This window comes from Terriglobales bacterium (assembly GCA_035624455.1).
GTDB lineage: Bacteria > Acidobacteriota > Terriglobia > Terriglobales > Acidobacteriaceae > DASPRM01.
Map to the genome: position 1 here is coordinate 138,315 of DASPRM010000025.1, position 26,536 is coordinate 164,850.

The window sequence follows — 26,536 nt, forward strand, 5'->3', positions numbered from 1 at the left end:
ATAATTGCCTCTGAGCTGTGCCTGACGATTCATCTCGTCCGAACATTCAGACCGCGCCCCAGCTTCTGAAACCCGAGCTTCTGAAGCGGCCGCGGTCTCCCATGCTGCCGGCCGCGGTGGCGTTCGCTTCCGGCATTGTGTTCGCCTGCTACTGTTGGCGCCCAATTCTCTGGCTCATAGCCGGCGCGGTTCTGCTCTGTGTTTTCGGGTTTTACTTCCTGGCGCGACGACCGTGGGCGAGTCTTTCGCTCGCGCTCGTGGTGCTGTCGTTACTTGGCGCGCTTGCATTGCAAGGAGCGCATCTGGCGCAGGCAGCCAGAGGCCGGCAGAACGGAGTTGCCCCGTTCGCGACTGGCGAAGAAGTGCTGATCAGAGCTCACGTGCTGCGTGACGCAACTCTGAGAGTCGCAGCCGCGAACGGAGTTCCGCGACGCCTTAATGAAGATCGCCAGATGGTGGATGTGGAGAGCGAGACCATCGGACTTGCAGGAGCCGAACATCCTGCCGCAGGAGGAATCCGGATGTCCGTTTACCGGCCCCGGAAAGCCGCGTCGCCACACTCGCCGCATGGGGAGCAGGTTACTCTGGTCAAGCCACTGAATTATGGTGAGCGCATTCGTTTTCCGGTCAAACTGCGCGAGCCGCGAAATTTTCGCAATACCGGCGCCTTCGATTATCAGGCATATCTTGCGCGCGAGAATATCTTCGCGCTTGGCTCTGTAAGTGCCGACAAAATCGAACCGCTTCCCGGCTTCTCTGGCACGCTCCCGGGGCAATGGCAGAATCGCACGCGCCGCAGCGTGCTGCACATGGTGCACACCATCTGGCCACCCGAGCAAGCTTCACTGATGGATGCCATGCTCATCGGGGAACGGGTTTACATCGAACGCGAATTGAACACCGACTTTCAGCGTTCGGGGACCTACCACCTGCTGGTGGTCTCGGGAATGAACGTGGCGATCCTCGCGTTTGTAGTGTTCTGGCTGCTGCGCCGGCTGCGCCTGGGCGAATGGAGCGCATCGCTGCTTACTGTAATTCTGTCTGCGTTCTATGCGTTCGTCTGCGACGGTGGTGCGCCCATTTTACGGGCCACGCTGATGCTCTGCATATATCTAGGAGCGCGATTGCTGTACCGAAATCGCTCACCTCTGAATGCGGTGGGAGCGGCCGCCCTGTTCGTGTTGGTGGCAGATCCGCCGGCGCTTTTTGACGCCAGTTTCCAGATGACGTTTCTTTCTGTCCTGGTGATCGGGGGACTTGGAATACCGCTGCTGGAGCGGACCTCGCAGCCATGGAAAAGCGCGCTGCGGCTGCTGGAGTCCACGAGCTACGATCTCACGCTGGCGCCTCGCCTGGCGGAATTCCGTGTAGGGCTGCGAACCCTCGGGGAGCGCCTGAGCAGCGGCTTCGGTCGGCCAATCTCGAAATTCGCCGTCGTGAAATCGGTCTCGGCGGCTTTGTCCATCTATGAAGTCCTGCTGATTTCCGCGCTCATGCAAGTCACGATGGCGCTGCCGATGGCAGCGTATTTTCATCGCGCAACGTTGCTGGCGCTGCCGGCGAATGCAGCCGCGCTTCCTTTAGCGGAAGTGTTGATGCCAGCATCAGTCGCGGCATTAGGACTGGGCTATGTTTCTCGCTTTCTCGCGATCGTCCCGGCGTGGGTTGCCGGATGGTCGCTGGAGGGAATCACCAGCACAGTACGCTGGCTGGGAGGTCCGCATGCTTCCGACGTGCGCGTTGCCGACCCCACACTGGCAACTTCTCTGTTGGCTGCTTCCGCGTTTTTGTTCGCAATGGCCACGGTGTGGAGACGGCGGAGGTGGGTAGTTGCCGGGTTGGGAACGCTTGCTGCCAGCGCCGTGTGGATCGTGGCCTTCCCCGCACCTCCACAGATTCGCGCCCACGTGCTGGAGTTCACAGCCATCGATGTCGGCCAGGCAGATTCGACTCTGCTAGTGTCGCCTGAAGGGAAGTCGCTGCTGATCGATGCGGCGGGTCCGTTGGGCAACAGCAGTTCGGAATTTGATTTCGGAGAGAATGTGGTTTCGCCGTACTTGTGGTCCCGGAGTTTTTCGCGGCTCGACGCGGTGATGGTCACGCACGCCCATTCCGACCACATTGGAGGCATGCGGTCGGTGATCCAGAATTTTCGTCCGCGCGAACTGTGGATCGGACCCAATGCTGACATAGAGCCGGTGCGAGCTCTGTATAACCAGGCGGAAAAGTTGCACATGAAGGTCCGCTATCTGCTTGCCGGCGACGAATTTACCTGGGGTGGTGCCGAGATTCGGGTGCTCTCTCCTCCGCGCGACTGGAGACCCTCGGCCCAGGTGCGCAACAGCGACTCCCTGGCACTCGAAATCACTTACGGCAAGACTGCTCTGATGCTGGAGGGCGATGCCGATAGGAAGATGGAGTTGCTGATGCTGGCATTCAGGCCGCGCGCCGATCTGCTGAAGCTGGCCCATAATGGCAGCCTGACCTCAACTTCCAGCGAGCTCCTGGCAGCAGCCCAGCCGCGGTATGCGGCTATCTCAGTGGGATATCGCAACCAGTTCCATCATCCCCGCCCTGAGGTTCTGGCGCGGCTGCAAGCTGCAGGCATTGCCACTTACCGCACCGACCTGAGCGGCAGTCTCACATTCTACCTGGACGGGAATGTCGTTATTCCTCCGAAGAAGGCCCGGATTCCTCCGAACTGAGTTCGCCGGCCTCGGCGTCGCCCGCGGTGCGGTAGTCCTCGATGATCTGCCGGGCGTCATCCGCTTTCTCGGACGGTACCTGCACCAGAACGCCGCCCACCCCCGGAAGGATGTCCTGGGGAGCGTCCAGCCCGGTGATAATCGATTCGATGCCGGCGCTTTCCAGCAAGCCACGCACGATCATCGCCTCCGATTCCTCCTGCGTGTCGAACACGGGAACGAGTTCCTTTGCTTCCTGGTTGGACTTGGGTTGTGTCGCCATAATTTCTCCGTTTTGCTCCGTTTTTGCTCGAAACGCTGCATGCGAATGATACCAGCCCTGGGAAAAGACAGCATGTCACCTGACCCACCGAGGCGCCGAAATCGTGTCGATTAAATCTCTGGACTAATCCCAATGGGCCGTGTACGAAGAGTTATCTTGCGCGTCCGAGCATTCCGGCGGACGATAGCTTTAACAGGCCAAAAGGGCGCAACAGGATGGGGCGAGGAATCATCCAAAAAATAGACTGGCAAAGCCAGCGGGGAGCCAACCTTCTTGAGGCGCCGCTCGCCTTTAGGCCAATGAGCCAAGTACTGGGGAAGGAACCCCGTTTTGAGGCCACATGGATAACTCGGACATAGGCAAATCCAATTCCGCAGAAGTCGAGGAAGAAAACCGAAAACTGCGCCGGCTGCAAATCATGATGAGCATGGTGATGTCGGTGCTCAGCCAGGATCCCAACCTGAGCGTGGAGGAGGCAAGTGAACTCTGCGCCAGCAGCAAGCGTGCAGCTCTCGCCTTGTTTCCCGACAAGGAACTCGCCTACGATCTGATTTACCGGCCGCGGCTGCAGCGCCTCATGAATGAGCGCTTCCGCCTGCAGTAGAGGCTCGGCTGGGCTATTTGTTCTCGATCTGTTGCAGCTTAAAGGTAAGTGTGCCCCAGAACATCCGCCCGCGCATCTGCACCGGAATCCGGCGGGAATCGTCGCTATACCAGATCCAGACTTTCCCGCGCTTGCTGAGTGGGCCGCTCACTACTTCCGAGGAAACACGAATGCTGTTGAAGGTCCCAGCAGGAAGCTTCAGGATCTCCTTGGCCTCCACTTTGGCCTGCACTTCCACGGTTTGACCTCCGTCATTGATAGGAAACCGGTAGCTCGCGCCGGGAATCAGCGGTTGCGCGCCAAGGTAGTAGAGTCCTGAGACGACGTCGGTCACGCAGCCGGGAATGTCGTTTTCCACGCGTTTGCGCTCCTTAGTCTTCAAGTTAGTTTCGTCGAGTATGCTTTTGCGCCGCTGATAGTTATAGGTGATGAGGCTGTCGTGGGCGCGAAAGCCTTCTTCGATGTGCTTCTTCAGGTTCTGGGAGCAGAAAGATGCCTTGTCGAATATGGAATCAAAACGGTCGTGTACCGGGTAAAGGGCAGACACCACCCCAAGTGAGTCAGCACTGCCGTGAACTTTTTGTCCACTGCTGTCGTTGCTGATTCCAAGTTTCACCGTTCCCGCGGTCCAGATCCGCCACTCCGCGAAGTAACTGTAGGTCTCGCCGTTGGGGAAGGCGTGGTCAGGCGCTGGAGGATGAATCATGGAGAGCGGCCCGATGACAGCACCAGCGGGCGGGGCTGTGACTGGCGAAGCCGAAGAGGAATGAGACTGCCCTGGGTCCCTGCGCTGTGCCCCAAGCAGTGAAGCCAGGCTAAGCAAGGCGAGAAGCGCAACCATTCGAAACCGCTGGGGCCGCATTCGATACCCTGGCATCAGTGTTGAAACCACAAGAGCTTGGCCACCAGCGCTGCCAGCATCGCCGCGGTGCCCATGGCAGCATTGTACTCGCGATGTTGCAGGTAGAGTTGTGAGGAAAAAGTGCCAGCGCCTTTGGTCACGTTCGCGAAACGAGGGATGAGGCGCGGAACACGGCGTGCATAGTCGGCAAATTCAGGGAAGCGCTGCCGCAGAAAAGCTTCTTCAGAGTGGATGACTGGCAGGTAGACGGTGACGAACAGCAGCAGAAGCGCGACGACTATCCACCAGCTGCGCGCGGCGATGGCGAATCCGGCGGCGATGATCACCGAGCCAAGATACAGCGGGTTGCGCGTGTAGGCATAGGGACCGGTGGTGGTAAGCGCCTCGTTTTTTTGTACATGACCGGAAGCGGCAGCCCGCAGCAGTACCCCGCAGACTGCAACGGCGCCGCCGACGAGGATCGATCCCCCGCTCGGACGAGCCAGGCACAAATACACAATGGCAAACAGGAAGCCAAGAGGTACGCGGGCGCGGCGTGCAATGTGGCCCCATCCGGTTTGGAAACTCACGAAAGCTGCTCCGGATAGAGCGCAGTTTCGTTGGTGGAATGCAACTTTTCCTTCTGGCGCTGCAGCAATCCTAAAGCAGCACTCGCTACCTGCTCGGGGGTGATCTCCAGCAAGCCTTGTTCGGTTTCACGGTGATGGCTGAAGGTCGTCCGGCTGGATGAGCTCCTCAGCACCACCGCCTCCACGCCAAACGGCCCGGTGCGCTCGGGATCGGTAGGTCCAAAAATGGCTACGACAGGTTTGCCCAGAGCTGCAGCCAGGTGCACGGGCCCGGTGTCGCCGCCGACGAAGATACGGGCACAGCGCGTCACCTCAACCAGTTCTTCGACTGAACAGAGAACCGCGTGAGCGAAGCCTGCGCTGGCCGACGCCACAGCCTGCGCCAACTCTTCTTCACCCGGGCCAAAGTTGATAACCGACGGCAATCCGTTTGCCCCCAGGATCTCGACGACACTGCCGAATCTCTCCGGAGGCCAGCGCTTGGCTCCCCAGCCCGCCCCCGGATTGACCACCGCATAGCCCTGGACGTGCAAACCGAGACGCTTCATTTGGTCAGACCACCAGTCGCGGGCTGCGCTCGTGCTGTAGAGTGACGATCGGAATTGCGGGCGAATCCTGGGCGCTACGGCCAGCGCCAATTCGACATTCTGCTCCACCACATGGCGAGCCAGCGGTCGTACCAGATGCGTATAGAACATGGTGGCTATTTTTTCTCGTGACTGAGCAAATCCTATTCTGCGCGGAGCCCCACAGAAGCGGGCAATCAGGGAAGAGCGAATCGCACCCTGAAAGTCCACGGCCACATCGTAGGAAATCTTGCGCAGGCCGCGAATCGCATCGAGGATCTCCTCCCAGGTTTCGTCGGATAATGGCGCACTTCGCCAGGCTTTGGTATCGACAGCGTGCACCACGTCAACACCCGATGGCAATAGCGCACGCCAGCGATCTTCGATCACCCAGCCGAGAGTGGCAGCGGGGAACGCCGCACGCAAAGTCGCGAAAGCAGCGTGAGTGTGAATGATGTCGCCCATGGAGCCTAGGCGCAATACAAGGATGCTGCGAGGCTGCATTGGCTGCCCAGTCTCCATCAACTCTCCTGCGAGCGGCCCGCTTGCGGCAGCTTGTTTTCGAGAATGTCAGTAACGGAATGGTCTTTGGGGTCCCCGACGATGGCTACTTGTCCGCCGCACTCGCGTACCACGTCGCGTTCGGGGACGGTCTCGACTGTGTAATCCGTACCTTTGGCGTGCACATCGGGCCGAACCTCCCGGATGATGGCTCGGACATCAGGTTCGGAGAAAATCACCACCGCATCGACATCGGCCAGCGCAGCCAGGATTTCAGCTCTTTCGCCAGCGGGAGTAACTGGCCGATTTGTGCCTTTCAGCCGGCGCACGCTTTCATCGGAGTTCACTGCCACAAGTAGGAGATCCCCCAATTGTTTGGCGCCATGCAGGTAGCGGGTGTGGCCCACGTGCAGCAGATCGAAGACGCCATTAGCCAGAACGATGCGGTGGCCTTCGGCACGCCAGCGGGCTGCCGTTTCTTGCAGCTCTTCGCGGCGAACTATTTTTGTTTGGGGCGTGCTCATTCGTGATGCGGTTTGTGCAAGAGGTCCTTCTCCAGAGCCGCCAGCAATTCCTTCTGTGTGACGGTGGCAGTACCCCGCTTCATCACCACGATTCCCCCTGCATAGTTGGCCAACCGGGCTGCTTCTTCGGTATTGGCTCCGGCGGCGATAGCGGCGGTGAGGGTGGCAATGACGGTATCGCCTGCGCCGGTTACATCGACCACCTGGTCCTCGCCGAAGATGGGGATATCCAGAGGCTTGTGGCGGCGCGCGAAGGCCACCATTCCGTCACGGCCCCGGGTGATTACCAGCGACTGCAGCTTCATGCGGCGCAGCAGTTCATCACCGGCAGCGAAGAGCTTTTCGCGGTCATGGCCGATTTTTATCCCCAGGGCTTCTTCCACCTCCGGTTCGTTGGGAGTCGCATAGGCGACGCCGCAATACGACAGCAGTCGATAGCGCGAATCCAGTGTGACCGGAATGCCGTCGAGCCGGCCGAGGCCCGCCAGAATCTCCGGAGTGGCGGCGCCATAACCGTAGTCGGAAATGAGTACGGCGTCGGAAACGCGGGCGTATTGACGCGCCGAGATAACCAACTCCCGCACCGTGCGCGGATCGATGGCGCGCTCTGCTTCGCGATCGACACGTACTACTTGCTGACGAGAGGTGTGCGCCATGCCCGCAAGAATGCGTGTCTTGGTCACGGTGGGATACCCACGCAGCTTTTGGATTCCGCTCAACGGAATGTGGCGCTGCCGGAAACTGTGCAGCAAGAGCCGCCCAGGTTCGTCGAGTCCTACGATGCCCACGGGGAGTACGTTCACTCCCAGATCGGCCAGGTTGCAGATGGCATTGCCGCCGCCGCCAGGAACTACGGTGCGTTCGCGGTGCTTGAGGATGAGTACAGGAGCCTCGCGCGATACGCGGGAGATTTCGCCGAAGACGAATTCGTCGGCCACCAGGTCGGCCAGCACGGTTACCGTCACATCGGGAAACGATTCGACGAGGTGACGCAGCCGTTCGTATTGCCGGGTCGTCTTCATTGGGGCAGATGGAAATTGTAATCGGGTAATTGGTTATCAGGTAATTGGAAGGGCGGCACTATTTGTCCCGCCGTGGCTTTACTCGCCGGTCCAAAACCTCCAACATATGATCGATCGCGCGATCGGCATCTGCCAACTCCATCTTCACCACTACTACCCGGATGGGCTCAAGGGCTGCAAAGTATCCCCCCAGGTTGACGGCGTCTTTCTCCGTCGTGATGAAGCCATCAGCCTGGCTTTGCGAGCGCAATTGCAGGAGATCGCGGACGTCCTCCTCCGTGTAGGCGTGATGATCGCGGAAACTAGCTTCCGCCACGACATCCACGCCGGCCACGCGCAGCTGGGCAAGAAATTGCGCCGGCCGGGCGATCCCACAAAACACAACCGGTCGGGAAGGAAAATCTTTCATCACAATTCCACGGCGAACCCGCCAAACCGTCTTGTTCTGGATCGGAAACTTGTCGGGAGTAGCTCCGCTGGTCAGCACCACAGCATCCGCCCGGCGCAAGGCCGAGAGCGGCTCGCGCAAACGGCCTGCCGGCAGCAGACGATCACTTGTGTCGTCCGGAGTCACCAGCACGATGTCAAAATCGCGCGCCAGTTGCCTGTGCTGGAAGCCGTCGTCGAGCAGGTGCAGACGCGGTCCGAATTGGCGTTCGGCAAATTCGCCGGCGAGATGGCGGTCTTCTCCCACAATCACTGGCACAGCGAGCTTGCGTGACATCAACAGCGGCTCGTCTCCGAACTGGGCGGGCAGGCCGCTGGGGTCAACCAGAGCAACTCCTTTGGTCTGGCGGCGATATCCGCGGCTAAGGACGTCGAAGGCGATGCCGCGCTTCTTCAGGCACTCGCCCAGCAGAATGACGAACGGTGTTTTGCCGGCTCCTCCGACACTCAGGCTGCCAACACTGACCACCGGACCCTTAAGCGATCTGGGGCGTAAGGTACCCTTGTCGTACAGTGCGTTGCGGGTACGCACTCCGGCGCCGAACGCGGCGGAGAGCAGAGCGCTCGCCATCAGCGCCCCCGATTCGTGACCACTGGCTTTTGCGCGGACGGCGCCACCGCGGGCTGGGGTTCGGGAGCGAGAAGCTTTTCCAGCACCGCCAGCGTCCGCTCGGTTGCCCCAGTATTGGCAGTCACAACTTCGCGCGCATGCTTCGCCAGCAGAGCCCGCTTCTCTTCCTGAAACAATAAATGAAGCATTTCCTTGCCGACACTATCAGGCTGTACGACATCCACTGCGCCAGCGCGTATGAAAACGGAGACCACTTCGCGAAAGTTCTCGGTATAAGGGCCAACCAGAATTGCCACCCCATGTTGGGCAGGTTCCATTATGTTGTGTCCGCCACGCGGAACCAGGCTGCCGCCCACAAAAGCCAAAGTCGCTAAGGAATAAACCGACGCCAGCTCTCCGATGCTGTCCAGCAGAAACACGCCCGAGCGCAGCAGCTGAGGGTCAGTCTCCTTCCATTGCGACCTTCGCCACCACTGCACCCCTGAGCGCTTTACGAATTCCGCCACCTCGGGCCAGCGTTCCGGATGGCGCGGAGCAAGAATCAGCAGCGCCTTAGGGAAGCGCTCCAGCACCTGCTGGAATGCATCGAGCACCATGCGTTCTTCGCCTTGCACAGTACTTCCGCACACGACGACAGGACTGGCTTCCCCCTTGGCCAGTGCTGCTTTCAGAGTGGCGGTGATCGCCACCGGTTTGGCGGCGGGAATATCGAACTTAAGGTTGCCTACAACCTTGACCTTGCGGGCGTCCGCTCCGATCAGAAACAGACGTCCGCGATCCTCTTCGCTCTGCGCCAGGAACGCGTCCACATTGCCGAGCACGCCGCGCAGCAGCGACCGAAAGCGCTGATATCGCGGAAAGGAACGGTCCGAGAGGCGGGCATTAACCACAACAATGCGCGTTCCACTATCTTTGGCCAAGCGAAGGAAATTCGGCCAAAACTCGGTTTCCGCAATCACCACCAATCGCGGGCGAAGCAGTTTCAGATACGGCCGGATGGCGAAAGCGAAGTCCACCGGAAAATAAAAGACATTACGTTCTCCGAAGCGCTCGCGGGCCAGCTTCTGTCCGGTGGCGGTGGTAGTGGAAACCATGATCTTGTGGTCGGGGAAGCGCTCACGGAGGCTTGCAATCAGGCCGCTGACCGCCAGCACCTCGCCCACCGAGACGGCATGCACCCAGATAGCGGACATGTCAGCGCTGCCCCATTTCAGTCTCTGTGGCAGGCTTCCGAACCGCTCTCTCAAGCCTTCGCGGTATTTGCCGCTGGCCAGCATGCGCAGCAGCCAATAAGGCAGGCTAACCAGAAGCGCCAGCGCCAGCAGCGCACTGTAGACAAGATACATCGGCCCACAACCTGCCGAATTGTAATCGGCTGAGTGGGAATCGGGTAATGGGTAATCGGGTAATCTCCAGCCTGGGGCAATCCGGCTGATCGGCCAATCCTGCCGATCGGCCAAGTGGGCCACGCGCCCACCCACTAAGAAACTGCCCCACTCAAGCCAAATAAAAGCTTGAATGGGGTACCCATTGAGTGGGGATTTTTTGCGTGCAGGCGGAAAGTCCAACCACGCGTCAGCTCTGAGCCTGCAGCGCCGGCGACGTCGCCTTTTGGATCATCTCCATGAGCGCTACGCGCTCCGGCTTGAGCAGTTCGGCCACACCTTCCCTGTTTACGTCCGCCACGATGATTTGCCCGATCTCGGTATTGACGTTCGAAAAGATACCGAGGCTCTTCATCCTCTGGGTCTGCATCTGGTTGTCTTCGGTCGGGGTCACGTAGTGCACTGCGCCTGCGTTGTAGCGGTGAATCAGGAACAGCTGCACCAGCGTCATCAGCCGCTTCTTGCGGAGCGCCGGGGTGGTGTTCTGGTCGCGAACCGAGAGGATGTTGCGCCCGCGCCGATCCTGAATGTTGGCAAAGACAACATTGGCTAGCTTCTCGCGATCGGCGTCGCTAAGCACGCTTATTTCCAGCAACTCGGAACCGGCGGTATGGGGACGCAGCTCGACGCGCAATTTTTCCGGATAAGCAAAATGCTTCCGCCACTCCGCCAGCCACTCCTCCAGCACCTTGGTCGGGAACTCCGTCTGCACCAGATGCTGGAACTGCGTCGATCCCTTGCCCATCGCCTTGGTGGCAGCGGTGCGTCCGGAAACCGCGATCAATGCGGCGTCCAGCCGTGGTCCTCCCACCAGCGTTTGCGGAGTCCGATACGGCGATTCCAGCAGCCTGAATTTGCGCTGCAGGCGCGCCAGCGCCAGCATTCCGTCCTGCTTCAGCGCGGTGGCAAACTCCTCGGCAGCCAGACCGTCGATCTGATGCCCGCCATAGGTGATGAAGTTGAAAACGAAGCCCAGTTTCCCCAATTCTTCGGGGAACCGCCGCATTTCTTCGTCGCTCATGCCGGTGGTGTCCCAGTTGAACGATGGCGACAAGTTGTAGGCTAGCATCTTGTCTGGAAATTCCGCACGAATTGCGTCCGCGAACTTCGCGGCGTCTTCGAGATCGGCAGTCTTAGTCTCCATCCACAGAATGTCGGCGAAGGGAGCCGCCGCCAGGGACTTGGCGATTGCGTAATCGATTCCACCCTCGACCTGGTAGAAGCCCTCGGGAGTCTTCGGCAGCTCGCAATCCCAGCTGACCCGAACTCCCATGGCTTTCGCGCGCTCCTGCACATCGTAAAACGAAGCGCGCCGCGAGAAGGCGAGCCATTCTTCGACGGTCATGTCGAAGCTCACGCCCTCGTAGGTGCGCGACTCCATTACCTCGGCGACTGCCTGCGCATAAGTCTTCAGCCCCGCTTCTGACTGCCACACTTCCATGTAGCGGGTGTCAATCTTGTCGAGCGCGTTGTCGAGCCAGTTGGCGCTGGCGTTCTTGAGCGACTTCGCACTCTCCGCGATGAGTGGCATCAGCCCCACGCGCTCCAGCCAGGCGAATGCGGCCTGGTATGCGGCCTCGGAGACGGCGAACAACAAGTGTCCGCGGACCTCCTCCACTCCCAACTCAGAGAGCTTCCGCAAAATAGCCAGATACCCAAGCTTGTAGCTGGGCAGGTCGAGATTGGTCGCGCCCAGGATGAAGGGCTGATCGCGCTCGTCGCTGCGATTCTCCAGAAACGTCGCAGATTCGGCGTCGGTACGCGCCACGATGATGCCCGGAACCCGCATGATGTCGAGCTGCAGGCGGGCGGCGTTGAGCCGTTTGATCTGCTCGTCTTCCGCCACCAGCACCTTCCCACCCTGGTGGCCGCACTTCTTGGCTCCGGGCTTCTGATCTTCGATGTGGTAACCGGGTACGCCGGCCTCGACCAGCCGCCGGATCAGGTTGCGCACATGCGCGTCGCCGCCGTGGCCGGTATCGGCGTCAGCGATGATGAACGGACGATAGTCAACCACTGGGTTCGCCTTGCGTTGCTCTTCGCTCATGCGCATGCGCGCGAAGTGCTGATTCTTGTCAGCCGTGAGCAGCGCGCGTACCAATCCGGCTGCCTCGTCCGGCACCTGGCTGAGCGGATAGCTTGCCAGGTCGGGGCCGGGATCCTCGTCGGACGATCCCTTAGCCGACGTCGCCCAACCTCCCAGGTAGATCCCTTCCATCCCGATGCGCTTCATGGTCACGGCCTGCCCGGGGGAATAAGGACCGAAGGTCGTGATCTGCTTGCGTTGCTGGAACAGCTCGCGCAAGCGCGCGTAGAACGCTTCGGCAGCGCGCCGCGCGACCGTGTAGTCACCCGGAATCGTTCCTTGCTGCTCCGCCACCTGGCGTGGCGAGTAGAGACGGACGATGCCCGCAAACCGTGGATCGGCAAACCATTGCCTGGCGGCCTCGACCTGTTGCTCAGCTGTAGTCATGGTCGTTTTCCTGCGCTCGGCGCAAATAAATTTTGGAGATAAAAGGCGGAGCCATTGTACAGCGGTTCCCGCTGCCGGAGCGCTCTAAGCCAGGCTTGCCGCGGCGGCATCCCGCTTCGGGCGAATGCAGGCGTTTGGTGTTCCTGGGTCAGGAATCGCAACCCTTTGCAGGGATCGAATTCGGAAGGGTGAGTTTATGTTTAGTGCGACACGCTTACCGGCGCCGATGCCAGACAGTTGTTGGTTTCATCGGCTTCTTTCACGTAGTTGTACTGATCGGCACAGGCGATCAGGTAGTAGCTGCCCGCAGCCGTGCTTGCCGGAATGGTGACCATAGTTGTGCCCGCAGAGCTGGCTCCCGACGGCAGCGCCGACACGGAGCGAGTCGCGCCCAGTTGCACGCTGGATCCGCTCTTGGTTGGAGTAGTGGACAGGTAATAGCCGGTGTAAGAAGCAGCCGCGTTGCCGCTCCCTTGATTCAGTAGGGTATCGGAGAGCTGCGCCGCGGCCCCCGCCGTCAAGGTTTGCGGCACGCTGACGCTGGTCTCCACCAGGTCGGGCACGCCTACCGGCAGAGGCGCGGAGGTGGCCACGCAGTTATTGGTCTCGTCGGTCTCCTTCACGTAGTTGTACTGGTCGGCACAGGCAATCAGATAGTAGCTGCCCGGGGCGGTATTCAGCGGAATAGTAACGGTAGCTGCGCCTGAGGAACTGGCTCCCGCTGCCAACGCTGGCACGGAACGAGTCGCACCCAACTGCACGCTGGACCCGCTCTTGCTCAGTGTGGTGGACAAGTAGTAGGCGGTGTAGGAACTTGCAGCGTTGCCGGCCCCCTGGTTGAGCACAGTGTCGGAGATCTGCACCGCAATTCCCGCAGCTAACGGCCCGAGGGGATTGACGCTGCTCTCGACCAGGTCGGGCATGCCCATCGGCAGAGGCGCAGACGTAGCCAGGCAGTTGTTGGTTTCGTCGCTCTCCTTCGAGTAGTTATATTGATCGGCGCAAGCAATCAGGTAATAGCTGCCGGCCGCTGTGTTGAGTGGAATGGTTACAGTAGCCACTCCCGAAGAGGTGGCGCTCGCCGCCAATGCCGGAACTGAGCGGTTGGTTCCCAGCAGCACACTCGATCCGGTTTTAGCCGGTGTGGTGGACAGGTAATAGCCAGTGTAGGAAGCAGCCGCGTTGCCCGTCCCCTGATTCATCACGGTGTCGGAAATCTGCACCGCAACTCCGGCCGCCAACGGTCCCGGCACGCTGAGGCTGCTCTCAACCAGGTCGGGCAAACCCATCGGAAGCGGAGCCGCTGTAGCCACGCAGTTGTTAGTTTCGTCGCTCTCCCTCACGTAGTTGTACTGATCAGCGCAGGCAAGCACGTAATAGCTACCAGCCGCCGTGTTCAGGGGAATCATTACCGTGGCGAGACCGGAAGAACTGGCTCCCGACGGCAGAGCCGGTACGGAGCGGCTCGTTCCCAGCAGCACACTGGAGCTGGTCTTGTTGGGTGTGGTGGACAGGTAATAGCCGGTATAGGAATTACCCGCATTGCCGGTTCCCTGGTTCAGCACGGTATCGGAAACCTGCACCGACACTCCGGCGGCGAGCGGCCCTGTCAGACTTGCCGCGGTCTCAACCAGGTCTGGCAATCCTGCTCCCGAACCTTGCAGGCTGATCGATTGCGGACTGTTGCTGGCGTCATGTGAGACGGTCAGGCTGCCACTCCGATTTCCTACCGCCGACGGCGTGAATGTCACCGTAATCGTGCAGCTTCCACTACCCGCCACAGTGCTTCCACAGTTGTTGCTCTGGTTGAAGTCACCGCTGATCACGATGCTAACAATGTGAAGCGGGGTTTGCGTCTGATTGTTGGTCAGCACTACTTGCTTGGGCGCGCTGGTACTGCCGATCGGCACGCTGCCAAAATCGAGGGCATCAGGCGCCAGAGTGACCGGCGGCGGCACATAACCGATACCCGACAGCGCTGAAATCTGCGGGCTGTTGGGCGCATCGTCGGTAACGGTGAGAGCGCCACTCAGGGAACCCGCTGTTCTTGGGGTAAAGGTGACCGTTATCGCGCAGTTCGTGCCCGGCGCCAGACTCGTGGGACAGGCATTCGTCTGCGCAAAATCGCCGGTGGCAGCAATGCTGACCACGGTCAGCGGCGTGGTCTGGTTGTTGGTGAGGGTTACCGTGCGTGGGCCGCTGGTGGTGTTCAGATTCTGATTGCCAAAAGAAACCGCTGCCGGCGACAAGCTTACCGGAGCCGTGCAGGCTTGCAGCGCTTTATCCACATTCAGGCGCCCTCCGCTGACCGTGATCCCCGTCATGGAAGCGATGTTATCGACATTATTCAGAAGATCCGCTTTGAGCGACGAGGTGCTCAGTGGGCAGCGCGACAGCACCAGTGCAGCCGCGCCGGAGACGTGCGGGGTAGCCATCGAAGTTCCGCTCATCAATTGGTAGTTGCCTCCGGGAATCGTAGAGAGAATACTCACTCCCGGCGCCCCCAGGTGAACGCTTCCTGCTCCGTAATTCGAGAACGACGCCCGGTTATCGTTGTTGTCCGTGGCGGCCACGGCAATCAGGCTGGGCAAGTTGTAAGCGGCGGGATAGAAGGGCATGACGTCGTTATTGGATCCATTGTTACCTGCGGCAAAAACGAACAGCATGTCATTGTCGGCGGCGTGTTGGATTTCATCAGCCAGCGCCTGGGAGTAGCCGCCTCCGCCCCAGCTGTTCGAAACCACGCGAATGTTGGCGCTCTTCGTGGGTGCAAAAGCCTGCTTGGCCTGCACCAGGAACTCGATGGCCTCGATGGCATCCGCCGCCGTCCCCGAACCACTGGAATCCAGGAATTTGGCTCCGATCAGTTTGGTCGTCCAATTGACCCCCACCACACCTAACCCGTTATTGCCGGCCGCGCCGATTGTGCCCGAGACGTGCGTCCCGTGACCATGATCATCCATGGGATCACAGGAATTTGTGATGGCATTGAAGCCGTGGGAGCCGGCTGGGCAGGTGATTGTCTGCCCCGCTATGACGACGGAGAAATCCGATGGCGCAGACCAGACATTAGCGGCGAGATCGGGGTGGGTGTAGTCAATTCCTGTGTCAATCACCGCCACCACCTCATCGGAGGATCCCGTTGAGATATTCCAGGCGGAAGCGGCGCTGATGTCAGCTCCGGGTGTTCCCGGCGAGTACCCGAACGACTGCCCGGTGTTTTGCAGCCCCCAGAGTTCTACAAACCGAGGATCATTCGGCTCGCCGATTACATCGATGATGTAATTGGGCTCCGCGTAAACGACTCCCTCGGCATTTCTCAATTGCTGGAGCAGGACGGCCAGCTTCTTCGAGCGTGAGTGGAGGCGATAAACCTGCTTCAGCCTTCCAACTGGTTTTGCCGAATCCAGATCGTGATCCCTCCACAAGCGTTGCAGCCAGCCAGGTGTCATGCCTTCGAAGCGAACGATGGCTTCGCGGGCAGCGACCTTGTAGCCATTGTGGATCTCGATGTTGTCCTGCGCCCTGAGTACGGGCATGCAAAGTGCCAGGGCAGCAAAGACCAGAAGCAGGGCGGAAGGGCGAAGTGGCGGGCGCATGACTTCCTCCTCTGGAAGAGACTGCGTGGGGTGAACATCGCTCTGAGAAGAGGGACCGGAGACCAGGGGAGAAAAGAGGAATCATCACACCAATTACTTCGAAGAAAGATTCTTGTCTTTACGCCCTTCTTACAGATTGATTACTTTTGGCGAATGCGGCTCAGGGGGTTGAGCCGCTCCGATCTGATGAAATTCTGCACAGGGCTATATTCCCGTAGTGGGTAAGTCTCAGGTCTAGATGAATAATTCCCGTGCTCCCGTATCGAACGGACCTAGCATTTACTCGAATAGGGAAACTCAGCAGTCGGGGGATCCCGGCGCACCCCAGGGACCCTTATGCCCGCAAGCACGAAAAGCGCGGCACATCGCACCACAGCGGGTGGGGTATCGTATTCCTTCAGCCCCTTCGTCCTTGATACCTCAGAACACATGCTGATCTGCGAAGGAAATCCTTTGGAGCTCACGCCCAAGGTTTATCGAACCCTGCTGGTACTGGTCAGCCACGCAGGGCATCTGCTCACGAAGGATGATCTGATAGAAAATGTCTGGCCCGATGCGGTAGTGGAAGAGAGTGGCCTGGCAAGAAATGTGTGTCTGTTGCGGAAAATTTTGGGCGATACGAGCCATCCCGCTCGCTACATCGAAACCATCCCCAAGGTCGGTTACCGCTTCGTGGCTCCTGTAAGAGAAATTCAGGAGACGGCGTCTTCTTCGCCATACCAGCCGGCGATCCAGCGCGACCTCGGAGTGGTGCAGAAGCACAAGAAGCTGCGTCGCAGCATGGAGGCGGCTTGGATGTTCTTCGCCGCCGTCCTGGGGGTGCTGGCGATCCTGTTGGCGCTGGCGCTGCTACTGCTGAGCACGAGGATTCATTAGCTGACTGGGCCTGCTTCTGGCGCGTTCACCAGACCTCTAGTGGCGTTCGTGCAGGGGATTAGCGACTGCGGAGGCCGCCAGTGAAGCCAAGGTCACTTGGTTCCAAACAACGGCTGGCGGTCGACGTGAATGTAAGTGTCGAACTCGACTGCGACCGGATTGCCGGCCTTAAGACATGTCGGGCAGAGACGATTCATCAGCTTGAAGCGCTCGGCGGCTGCCGATTCGCTCTCGGCGTCGATAAATCCCGGCTCACTCTGGTCGGTGTCGATTACCCAAACGTTATGACAGCTGCGGCAGGTCGCTTTGCCGATCGCTCGATAGTGCATGGCGGCAGGGATTATACGTCAGTCCGGCGACAGCAACGCAGATTCACTTACCTAAGAGATAAACGTGAAGAGATCTTCTCTATAGCGGAAAATGGAATTTTAGAAACTGGTAATAATCGCTGCCCAGTTTGGAGAGATATGCACAGAGGGTAAGCAACCCGGCGAGAGACAACCTCCTTCCGGCTGGACTGTGAGCTTGTAAACCAAGCCGGAGCACTGTGATCAACGCCACTGCTATAAGGGACATTAAGATCGTTGGTAATAGGAGGTAGCCCTGCACCATGTACAAGACAAGAACAAGAGCGTATTGAGTTGCGAAGATCACAATTCCAGTTGGTACATTAGGCGATCCGTCACCTTTCTCAAATCGCCAATACCGATACCCGCCAAGCACGCTGCACAGGAATCCCATTGGTGCAAGCAGAGCAAAACCAAACGGCAAGAGCAATTCCCAATCCACACAGCCATTCTCGCAGGGTGGACCACCAGCGTCTAGATTACAGTTGTTACCAGGCGTTAGCGCAACTGAGCGCGATCAAATAACCCGCGATCCCTACCGCACCAGCGCCTCGATCTTCGGACGAAGCTCCTCGTACGTCATCCGTCCAGGATGATAGAGCGCGACGCGGCCGGCCCGGTTGATCAGAACCAGCGTGGGTGTGGTGCTGCAACCGTAGGTACGGAAGTTCTGTGAGCTGACCGGAACCGGAACATCAGTCAGACTCGAGTAGTATTGCTGCCTGACCTGATCGATGTACCTGAGTTCAGTTTGCGGGTTAGCCTCGGCGCCGCCGGCAATGAATCCGTACTGCTGAGTGGGAGCAATCAAGCTTAGACCTTGGGCGGCAAACTCTGACTTCAGCCTGGCCAGGATCGGTCCCTCAATCTTGCAATCCGGACACCAGTGCGCCCAGAAAAACAGAACCACCGGCTTGCCCTTCAGGGCCGCCAGGGACGCCGGCTTTGCGCCCAGATATACACTTTCGCTCAACTCCGGAGCAGGTTTCCCTTCCAGGCTGAGCAGATTGATGTTTTTCTGTATGCGGGCGGCGATGCTGGTTGACTGATACCGCTTCAACTCACCGCGAAGATCCTCGACCGCGGCAGCTCGGTCGCCGCGGGCAGCCATCACCTGAGCCTGCACTTCAATCGCCGCTCCCAGCGCGGTCGCAAGATGCGGATCCGAGTCGATCGGGCGCGTCCCCGCCATCTTCACTGCAAGCTGATGAGTTTCGCGGGCGGACGCGAGCGCCTTATCGTATTGGCGCGCGGCGAGAGTGTCCCGCGCCACCCAGGAGAGCGCCTCCAGCATCTCCGAGGTCACGCCTTGCAGCGCGCGATATTCACGGATGAGTTGCTCGGCGGCGTGGAAATCGCGGCGAGCGTCGGCGGAGCGGACGTCAGTGATAATGTCGGCCGCGCTCAGCGTGGGAATTAGTGCGATAAGAATGAGAGTGAGCCTGCGGAGCATAGAAATTGAGGTCGTTACGATTATCGCAGAAGGTAGCCGTCAGCACTCAGCCCTCAGCCGTTATGGAATTACGGGAACAGAAACGCAAGATCCTTCGGCTCCGCGCCCGCGACCTGCGAAAAGCGCGGGTCGAAAAAGCAAGACGGGCGCGTCGCTCAGGATGAGAGGCTGAAACTATTTCAGTTCTCATACAGACTCGTGCCCCAAAATCTCCCGAACTCGTGGGGGCCCAATTGCGTATCGTAATCAATCAACCCATGAAGATTTTCCGCCGTTGCATCGTTGCGTTAGCCCTTCTCCTTGCATTTCCCGGAGCTTCTTCATTGTTACTGGCGCAAGCGCCCGCCGCTGCCAGCAAGGAACAAGTCCTCGGCCGCTGGGCGGCGGCCCTAGGCGGCAAAGAGAAGCTTGCATCCGTGCGATCGGTATATGTCCGCCTCTCGATGGACACCGGCAACCTCCACGGCTCCCTCGAAATCTGGCAAAACTCTCGCGGACAGCACAAAACCCAACTGGTGCTGGGAGCGTTTCAGCAGACCACGGTCTTTGACGGCAGCCAGGGTTGGCAGCTCGATCAAACCGGCAAAGTTCGCTCGCTGGGCGGAACGGAACTCGAGGACGAAGTCACTGCCGCCTACTTCGCCAGCAATGCGCAATTCTTCCCTGAGCGCTGGCCTGGGCAGATCGAGTTGCTCGGTGAAGATGCCCAATTCTACAAGCTGCGCATCGCGCCGAAGGGCGGGAAGGTGGTCACGGTTTACCTCGACAAGCAGACCGGTCTGCCTGCGAAAGAAGAGCGGCAGCAGCAGGACCGCACTGCTACCTTTTCATACTCCGAGTGGCGTGATCATGATGGCATCAAATTCTGGACACGCGGCCGACAGAGCACGGGCGATCCCAAATTCGACACCGTGCTGGTGACCGAGAAGCTGGAGTGGAATCCGGAACTGGCAGCCGATCTTTTCGGCAAGCCGCCAACCGCCGCGCCCGACTTCCAGTTTCTCTCTGGCCAGAGCGCGCGCATTCCTTTCGAACTCAGCAGTAACCACATCTACGTAGAAGTCCGCATCAATCGCTCGCCTCCCCTGTGGATGATCTTCGACAGCGGCGCCGAAGCCACCGTGATAGACCGCGCCCGGGCGCAGGCGCTGGGTCTCCGTATGGAAGGAGCCCTGGAGTCACGAGGCGCTGGAGAAGAGTCGGTGGAAACCGGCATCGTCGATAACGCCGTAATCGTCCTGCCGGGAGTCACCATGACTCCGCGCCCCGTCGCCGCCGTTCCCCTCGGTCCGCTCCAGCCCATCGAGGGCCGCGCGATCGACGGCATCCTTGGGTATGACGTCATCAGCAGTTTCGTGGTAGAGATCGACTACGCGGCGCGAAAAATCATCCTTCACGATCCGCGCACCTACCGGTACAGCGGCAATGGTGATGTAGTGCCGTTCATCTTTGAAGGCAACCTGCCGAAGATCACCGCCAGCCTTGCGTTGCCCAACGGCAAATCCCTTTCCGCCAAATTGCTGGTCGATACGGGCGCGCGTATGGCGCTCAACCTGTACTCACCATTCATTACCAGCAATCGGCTTCTGGACAAGGTTCCGGGAACCATCGATGCTCCGTTTGGCTTTGGACTCGGTGGACAAACGAAGCAACGTGTCGGGCGGTTGGCTGCGCTCAAGATTGGCGCGATCACCTTGGAGCGGCCCGTCGCCAGCTTCTCGCTCGAGACCAAGGGCGGCGAAGCGAACCCCGACGATGCCGGACTGATGGGCGGCGAAGTCCTCCGCCGCTTCCGGGTGGTTTTCGATTACGGACAGCAAAAGATAATTCTCGAGCCCAACAGCTCGCTGCGTGAGCCTTTCGAGTTTGACATGAGCGGCCTGCAACTGGTGGCAGAAGCCTCGGATTTCAGGACGTTCCGCGTGAACCGTGTGATCGCGAACTCACCAGCGGCACAGGTGGGACTTCAGATCGGCGACGTGATCACCTCCATCGAGGGCCGGCCCGCTGCGCAACTCACACTCGAGGAGGTGCGCCGACTATTCCGCCAGCCTGATCGTGAATACCGTCTGGAAGTGAAGCGGGGCGGGCAAGTGATTCCGGTGAAATTGAAGACCCGCAGGCTGGTGTGATTGGTGAACCATTTGGCGGTGTAAACGCGACGAAATTCCACTTCCTTCGTCCAATCCTCCGACCATCCCCGGGGAGGAGCTCGCATGAAATCTGCCAGGGTGCTTCCCGTTCTGCTGCTATTGGCGGCCGGATTTTCGCAAAACAGCACGCCCACTGCAGCTCCGCGACCCGATCTGCCCCGAAAAGGCTACCTCGGTGTCTCGCTACACGATCCACAGCCCGGCAAGCCGGGTGCGGAAATCCGACGAGTCACGCCTGGGACGGCTGCCGCGCAGCTGGGCCTAAAATCCGGGGATCGAATTCTCAGCGTGAACTCGACCCCTCTGAATGATCCAATTGCCATCGACCGCGCCTGGGAGACGCTCCGCGCCGGCGATCAGGTCAAGCTGGGCGTGCTGCGCGATGGCAAAGAATCAGCTCTCGTAGTGACCGTTCCCCCGCTGCCCAAAGAAGAAATTCAGGACTTCGACGTGATCTATGGCTCGGTCACCGCGGACAAAGGCCTGCGCCTGCGCACTATCCTGACCAGACCCAGATCCGCCACCGGGCGCCTGCCGGGCATCTTCCTCGTCGGGTGGCTGAGCTGCGATAGCGCGGAGGCGCCGCTGGGGATACAAGACGGCTTCGCGCGCTTCATTCGCAATCTGATTACACAGTCCGGCTTTGTCATGATGCGCATGGATAAACCGGGAGTCGGCGACAGTGAGGGAATTTGCTCAGATACGGATTTCCTGACTGAATTGGCCGGATACCGTGCAGCATTCGAGAGCTTCACCCGCTCTCAATATGTGGATCCGAAAAAAATCGTCATGCTGGGTATGAGCAACGGCGGCGGAGTGCTGCCGCTGGTAGCAGGCGATTATCCGGTGGCGGGTTACGTCGTCAGCGGAGGCTGGGTGAAGACCTGGTTGGAGCACATGCTGGAGATCGAACGGCGCAGGCTTACATTGTCAGGAAAAAATCCGGGTGAGGTCTCAGACCAGATGCGCGGCTACGAGGAGTTCTACGATCTTTATCTGAACGGGGTAAAAACGCCGGGAGAAGTTCTGCGCGAGAAGCCCAACCTGGCGCCATTATGGACCGAGGATGGCGGCCATCAATACGGGCGGCCGGCAGCGTTTTATCAGCAATTACAGGATCTGAACCTGGCTGCGGCCTGGCAGAAGGTGAACGTTCCGGTGCTCTCGGTGCACGGCGAATATGACTGGATCATGACCGGCCAGGATCACCAAATGATTGCTGGAATCGTCAATGCCAACAAACCGGGCTTCGGCAAATTTGTCGAAATCCCGAAAATGGACCATGGCTACAACGTTTACGAAACCCCGGTGGCGGCGTTCAACGGGACCGGCGGACGTTTCAGCGAAACCGTGAGCCCACTGGTGCTGGAGTGGCTGCGGCAAACCGTGAAGCCTTAGCCACGGATTTCACGGATTTTCTTAGATCTGTCTAAAGGCCTCGCTGGTAAGCCTTCTCGCGAAACGCCGACCTGATTGCCGATCCGGCCTTTTCCGGGGTTGGATTGAATGATTGGGACGCGTAAGCATCAGTGAAAACCGCGGCTAGCTCTTCCGACTTTTACCTTGCCGCCCACCCGGCGTGAGACTCGGCCAACATCCCACCTTCGTGGCAGACCCCGCACATGCGCGTGCCCTTCATGTCGTTCAACTGGATCTCCACGGATTGCGCGGTCGGACTGGCGCTGGCAGTCAGACGCAGTTGCGCCCGTTCGAGATGAGTCTGCCAGAGTTCGAGATCGGCCTCGAGTTGGCGCCGGGCGGTCGGATCCTGCACGCCATCGGCCAGAACCTGCCAGCGCTCGAGAGAAGCACGCAACTGCTGGATCTCCGAACGATCGGCCAGCAACTGCTCACGGGGAATGAAGCGAAAGATGCCGGGACGTCCACCCGCCAGGCCTCGGGGCATCTGTGACGGCAGCTGCGGAGCCACCTGTGCCACTAGCGCGCTGCTGAATGGAGCCGGGCGAATAGAAAGAGCAGGGACAAGCAGCAGCAAGGCGAAGCCAAAGAAAACAACCCATACAGCCCTGGTTTTCATGGTCGTACACCTCGGCTGGGAGCATTCAACTCCCACTCTCACGCCAGGGCTGTGATGAGTGTCATAGGGGAAGGTGAGGAGAACTTCTATGCGGGCAGGCAGCCCACGACGATTCACACGTCTAGACCTATCGACGCCTTGGCTCGGCGCGCAAAATTTCGGCTACTGAGAGTGGCAGACTCACTGGTGCTTATGGTGGGAGGCCAAGACGCGCCTTCAATTTCCCACCACCTCGCGAATCACCCGCAGGAAGTTCCCACCCATGATCTTCTGGATGTCCTGTTCGCTGTAGCCGCGCTCGAGCAGGGCAGCGGTGAGACTGGGCATCTTGGAGACATCCTCGAGCCCGCGCGGCACGATGCTGACGCCATCAAAATCGCTGCCGATCCCGACATGATCGATGCCCGCCACTTTGACGATGTGATCGATACAGGCGGCGGCGTCGTCCACCGTGGCCTGGCCAACTCGCGGATGGCCGATGGCGCTCTTGCGATGATCCGCAGCAGCAAATTCGTCCAAGGCCGCGCCTGTGAGACTGGGCTCCGTTTCGTTTCGGCGTTCGACCACTTGCTTGAAATCCTCTCCATCCTTGGCATTCAGAAATGCTGCCCCGAAATTAATACCTACGACGCCACCGTTGTGGGCCAGCGCACGCAGCATGTCGTCAGTCATGTTGCGAGGAATGTCAGAGATAGAGCGGCAGGAGGAGTGCGAAGCGATGACCGGCTTGGTTGTGACCTGCAGCACGTCATAAAAAGTCTTATCCGAGACATGCGAGATGTCGACCAGCATGCCCAGCGAATTCATCTCCCGCACCACTTGCTTCCCGAAATCCGTCAGCCCATTGTGCAGGGGCTTATCGGTGGAGGAGTCCGCCCAATCGTTGTTGCGGAAGTGCGTGAGCGTCATGGAGAGTATGCCCATGCGGCGGTACATGCGCAGAACCGCGAGATCATTATCGATCTGGTGGCCGCCTTCGATGGTCAGCACCGCGGCGATTTTCTTCTGGCCGACAATTCGCTCGATGTCGCGTGCGCTGGTGGCCAGTTCGATCCGATCAGGGTATTTGTCGAAAACCGCTTGCATAGCGTCGCGGAAGTCGAGGGTACGGCGCACGGCTTCAGCTCCGGGATAGTAGGTAGGAACCCAGAGAGCGAAAAAAGGAACGTGTATGCCGCCCTCCTGCAACCGAACCAGGTCGATAGCGCCGTCAGGCAGGCGCTGGCCGAGGTCAACGCGCTCGAAAACCACTCGCTGCACCGTATCGTTGTGTGTGTCGATGCCGAGAACATTAGCTTGTATGCGATGCGCCTGATCGGGTTGCTGGGCATAGACCTGTGAGGCGAGGAAGAAAATAAGGACAAGGATCAGAATTTTGCGACGCAATGGTTTCCCCTCTGCTGAAAGCGATTGAATCTAGCCTCAAAACGAACTGCAGGTCAAATACGAGCGCAAGCAATGCTCTCCCCTGTCATCACGAGGAAGACGAAGTCCGACGAGGAATCTGCAGTTTCCTCAGTGGCGAGCTGTCTATTGTTGAGCGCTGCTTTCTCACATAGCGCCTGATAAACTCGCCTGCATGCCCTTCCGCCAGCATCCTGCGACAAAGAAAGAACCCAAGACCGGCGGCCTGTTTGATTCAACTCCACCGCGGCCGCAAACTTACCTGGTGGCCAGCACCGACGGAGGCGCGCGCGGCAACCCCGGACCCGCCGGATATGGAGTGGTTGTCGAAGATCAGACTGGAAAACTCGTGGCGGAGCTGAACCGGTACCTCGGTCATCAGACAAACAACTACGCTGAATATTCCGCCCTTCTCGCTGCTCTTGAGTACGCGATTGCGCACGGCTGGAAAGCGCTCAAGGTCCGCAGTGACTCTGAGCTGATGGTGAAACAAATCCGCGGCGAGTACAAGGTCAGCAATCCAACTTTAAAAGAGCTGCACAGCCGCGCCAAAAATCTGATTCGTCAGCTGGACTGGTTCGAGATCGAGCACGTACTGCGCGGAAAAAACGCAGATGCAGACCGCTTAGCTAACCAGGCGATGGATGAAGGATCGCGCTCTCGGTGATTAGACCTTGGGCAGAATGCGGGCAGCCACCAGCCTGTAAGTCGAAGAATCCTTAAACAGCAGGCCGTGGACGGTCACGCTCGCGCCATCGGCGACAGTAATGCCAATCGACTGCGTGTCCGGCTGAATATAGACCACAGCGGTGGTTGCGCCGGTGAGGGTAGCGAAGACCGAATCTGACGTGAGCGTCAGGGTAAACGTGTTCCCCGTCAGGTTTGAAACGGTTCCGCTCAACGACTGCTGCTGCAGATCCACTTCCAACGTGGAAACTTCCCCGAATACAAGTTGCGAGGGGAACGCGCCCACGCCGCTGAACGTAGTGCTCGCAGGCAATAACTGACCGGTGCTGCTGGCCTCAACCGCCTGCCCCGGAACTACGGTGGTGGCGTCAAATGTAGCTGTGAAAGGCAGGTTGGTAAGATCGACCCCCGCCTGGTTGATGACATACACCGTGGGCGTGTTTCCCGTGTTCGTCACGGCGATGTTCAGCCCATTGCCCAGGAAGTTCGACTGCAAGCCGCCGCCGGTGAGTTCGCGCGCCGCCATCTGGAAGTTGGTTACGTCCCCGGGCGCGGCAGGAATTCGGGCGGTTAGCAGTCCCTGCGTGTGAAAAGCAAACTGAGGCAAACTCGACGCCTTAACGTTACCGGCCAGAAAGGAACCATTGGACTGCAGTGAGCCATCCACCACCCCCAGCTGGCCCGTCGTGAGCTGGCTCAAGCCGGTGATGCCGGTGAATTTCGTGTTGGAATCGGTGTTGAAAGTGAGCGACTGATCACCGAAGCGCAGGGTCATAGTGAAAGAATTTGTGCTGACGGAACTAACCTGGCCCACCACGTGCTCCAACTGACCATTGAATGGATTCAGGTTGGAGGAAGCCAGTGCCGCGGTCGTCAGGTTCACGGACGGACTGAAGCTGATATTGCCCTGCGAATCGCTGGTGAGCGAAGCGGCTGTATTCACGTCCAGCGTGAGAACCATTGGCGTGGTGGAGATGACCATAGCAGGACTGAACGTAAGGCTCACGGTGAAAGGCCCCGCCGGCAGGTTCGGGTGGCTGGGCTGCTGGGTTGTGGGCGAGAGCAGCGTGAGTGCGGGAGAGCCTACCACCAGCGTGAGCGAGGTGTAGGTTCCCTGCGGAATGCTGCTAAGCACCGCCAGCGGAGTCGAGGTACCCGCCAGCCGTGTGATCTCAATCGTGACCGGAGTCGAGAGCACAGTGACAGTCGAGCCGGCTTGCGAAGTCAGAGTAAGCGACGAGAACGACAGGCTGAGAGCAGCCACCTGGTCCGCGGTTGCGTCGCTTAGCTGCACCAGCAGAATTCCGGTGGTTCCTCCGCCTCCGTCGGTTCCCTTGGATGTGCCCGTACCCCCGCCATTCCCGCATGCGACGAGAGCCGCCACCAGAATCATCACCGGCAGGAAGCACAGGGGTTTCGCAAGCCCTGTTGAGGAGCGAAAAGGAGTCATCAGCGAGACCTCGTCTTATCCCAACTCCCAGATCAAGT

21 protein-coding genes are annotated in these 26,536 nt (G+C 59.4%); 6 read left to right on the forward strand and 15 right to left on the reverse strand.

Annotated features, from left to right (window positions below):
- The first annotated feature begins 17 nt into the window (after positions 1–17).
- Positions 18–2,705, forward strand: a complete 2,688-nt coding sequence (locus VEG30_03120; GenBank protein HXZ78892.1) for a ComEC/Rec2 family competence protein — start codon at positions 18–20, stop codon at positions 2,703–2,705.
- Here the strand turns inward: VEG30_03120 and VEG30_03125 are convergent.
- Positions 2,668–2,967, reverse strand: a complete 300-nt coding sequence (locus VEG30_03125; GenBank protein HXZ78893.1) for a DUF2007 domain-containing protein — start codon at positions 2,965–2,967, stop codon at positions 2,668–2,670. The two genes, VEG30_03120 and VEG30_03125, sit on opposite strands and share 38 nt — an antisense overlap.
- Positions 2,968–3,307: 340 nt before the next feature.
- Between VEG30_03125 and VEG30_03130 the strand changes: the two genes are divergently transcribed.
- Positions 3,308–3,571 (forward strand): hypothetical protein, encoded by a 264-nt coding sequence (locus VEG30_03130; protein HXZ78894.1) that lies wholly within the window; start codon positions 3,308–3,310, stop codon positions 3,569–3,571.
- 13 nt (positions 3,572–3,584) lie between these two features.
- On the opposite strand, the gene VEG30_03135 is transcribed toward VEG30_03130, so the two are convergent.
- The 9 genes from VEG30_03135 to VEG30_03175 form a co-directional block, all read right to left on the reverse strand.
- A complete protein-coding gene (locus tag VEG30_03135) occupies positions 3,585–4,277 on the reverse strand; it encodes a DUF3108 domain-containing protein (protein HXZ78895.1) in 693 nt (230 codons plus the stop codon).
- Positions 4,278–4,447: 170 nt separating this feature from the next.
- Positions 4,448–5,002, reverse strand: coding sequence for an isoprenylcysteine carboxylmethyltransferase family protein (locus VEG30_03140; GenBank protein ID HXZ78896.1), 555 nt, complete (start codon positions 5,000–5,002; stop codon positions 4,448–4,450).
- The gene (locus VEG30_03145; protein HXZ78897.1) at positions 4,999–6,072 is read right to left on the reverse strand and encodes a glycosyltransferase family 9 protein; all 1,074 of its coding nucleotides are present in this window, start codon (positions 6,070–6,072) and stop codon (positions 4,999–5,001) included. The genes VEG30_03140 and VEG30_03145 overlap by 4 nt, the downstream gene beginning before the upstream one ends.
- 17 nt (positions 6,073–6,089) lie before the next feature.
- Positions 6,090–6,593, reverse strand: a complete 504-nt coding sequence (locus VEG30_03150) for an adenylyltransferase/cytidyltransferase family protein (GenBank protein ID HXZ78898.1) — start codon at positions 6,591–6,593, stop codon at positions 6,090–6,092.
- Positions 6,590–7,615: a PfkB family carbohydrate kinase gene (locus VEG30_03155; GenBank protein ID HXZ78899.1), complete on the reverse strand. Its 1,026-nt coding sequence runs from the start codon at positions 7,613–7,615 to the stop codon at positions 6,590–6,592. Before VEG30_03155 ends, VEG30_03150 begins: the two co-directional genes overlap by 4 nt.
- 58 nt (positions 7,616–7,673) lie before the next feature.
- Positions 7,674–8,633 carry a tetraacyldisaccharide 4'-kinase gene (gene lpxK / locus VEG30_03160; protein HXZ78900.1) on the reverse strand — a complete coding sequence of 320 codons (960 nt, stop codon included), beginning with the start codon at positions 8,631–8,633 and terminating at the stop codon, positions 7,674–7,676.
- Positions 8,633–9,979, reverse strand: coding sequence for a 3-deoxy-D-manno-octulosonic acid transferase (locus VEG30_03165; GenBank protein HXZ78901.1), 1,347 nt, complete (start codon positions 9,977–9,979; stop codon positions 8,633–8,635). Before VEG30_03165 ends, lpxK begins: the two co-directional genes overlap by 1 nt.
- Positions 9,980–10,208: 229 nt before the next feature.
- On the reverse strand, positions 10,209–12,491 hold the full coding sequence (gene aceA, locus VEG30_03170; protein ID HXZ78902.1) for an isocitrate lyase ICL2: 2,283 nt from the start codon (positions 12,489–12,491) through the stop codon (positions 10,209–10,211).
- Positions 12,492–12,691: 200 nt separating this feature from the next.
- Positions 12,692–16,090 (reverse strand): CARDB domain-containing protein, encoded by a 3,399-nt coding sequence (locus tag VEG30_03175; protein ID HXZ78903.1) that lies wholly within the window; start codon positions 16,088–16,090, stop codon positions 12,692–12,694.
- A gap of 336 nt (positions 16,091–16,426) precedes the next feature.
- On the opposite strand from VEG30_03175, the gene VEG30_03180 reads away from it, so the two are divergent.
- Entirely contained in the window at positions 16,427–16,966 is a 540-nt protein-coding gene (locus tag VEG30_03180; protein HXZ78904.1) for a transcriptional regulator, read from the forward strand.
- Between the two features lie 92 nt (positions 16,967–17,058).
- Here the strand turns inward: VEG30_03180 and VEG30_03185 are convergent, their stop codons facing one another.
- Both VEG30_03185 and VEG30_03190 read right to left on the reverse strand, forming a co-directional pair.
- Positions 17,059–17,295, reverse strand: a complete 237-nt coding sequence (locus VEG30_03185; GenBank protein ID HXZ78905.1) for a hypothetical protein — start codon at positions 17,293–17,295, stop codon at positions 17,059–17,061.
- A 553-nt stretch (positions 17,296–17,848) separates the two neighbouring features.
- Entirely contained in the window at positions 17,849–18,766 is a 918-nt protein-coding gene (locus tag VEG30_03190; protein HXZ78906.1) for a TlpA disulfide reductase family protein, read from the reverse strand.
- A 257-nt stretch (positions 18,767–19,023) separates the two neighbouring features.
- On the opposite strand from VEG30_03190, the gene VEG30_03195 reads away from it, so the two are divergent.
- Positions 19,024–20,898, forward strand: a complete 1,875-nt coding sequence (locus tag VEG30_03195; protein ID HXZ78907.1) for an aspartyl protease family protein — start codon at positions 19,024–19,026, stop codon at positions 20,896–20,898.
- Between the two features lie 84 nt (positions 20,899–20,982).
- A complete protein-coding gene (locus tag VEG30_03200) occupies positions 20,983–22,317 on the forward strand; it encodes a PDZ domain-containing protein (GenBank protein HXZ78908.1) in 1,335 nt (444 codons plus the stop codon).
- 160 nt (positions 22,318–22,477) lie between these two features.
- Here VEG30_03200 and VEG30_03205 read toward each other — a convergent pair whose 3' ends face one another.
- Together VEG30_03205 and VEG30_03210 are read right to left on the reverse strand one after the other, a co-directional pair.
- Positions 22,478–22,957, reverse strand: a complete 480-nt coding sequence (locus tag VEG30_03205; protein HXZ78909.1) for a hypothetical protein — start codon at positions 22,955–22,957, stop codon at positions 22,478–22,480.
- Between the two features lie 216 nt (positions 22,958–23,173).
- Positions 23,174–24,343, reverse strand: coding sequence for a dipeptidase (locus VEG30_03210; GenBank protein ID HXZ78910.1), 1,170 nt, complete (start codon positions 24,341–24,343; stop codon positions 23,174–23,176).
- A gap of 193 nt (positions 24,344–24,536) precedes the next feature.
- On the opposite strand from VEG30_03210, the gene VEG30_03215 reads away from it, so the two are divergent.
- Positions 24,537–25,028, forward strand: coding sequence for a ribonuclease HI family protein (locus VEG30_03215; GenBank protein HXZ78911.1), 492 nt, complete (start codon positions 24,537–24,539; stop codon positions 25,026–25,028).
- Here the strand turns inward: VEG30_03215 and VEG30_03220 are convergent, their stop codons facing one another.
- Positions 25,029–26,498: a DUF4382 domain-containing protein gene (locus VEG30_03220; protein HXZ78912.1), complete on the reverse strand. Its 1,470-nt coding sequence runs from the start codon at positions 26,496–26,498 to the stop codon at positions 25,029–25,031.
- Positions 26,499–26,536 lie beyond the last annotated feature (38 nt).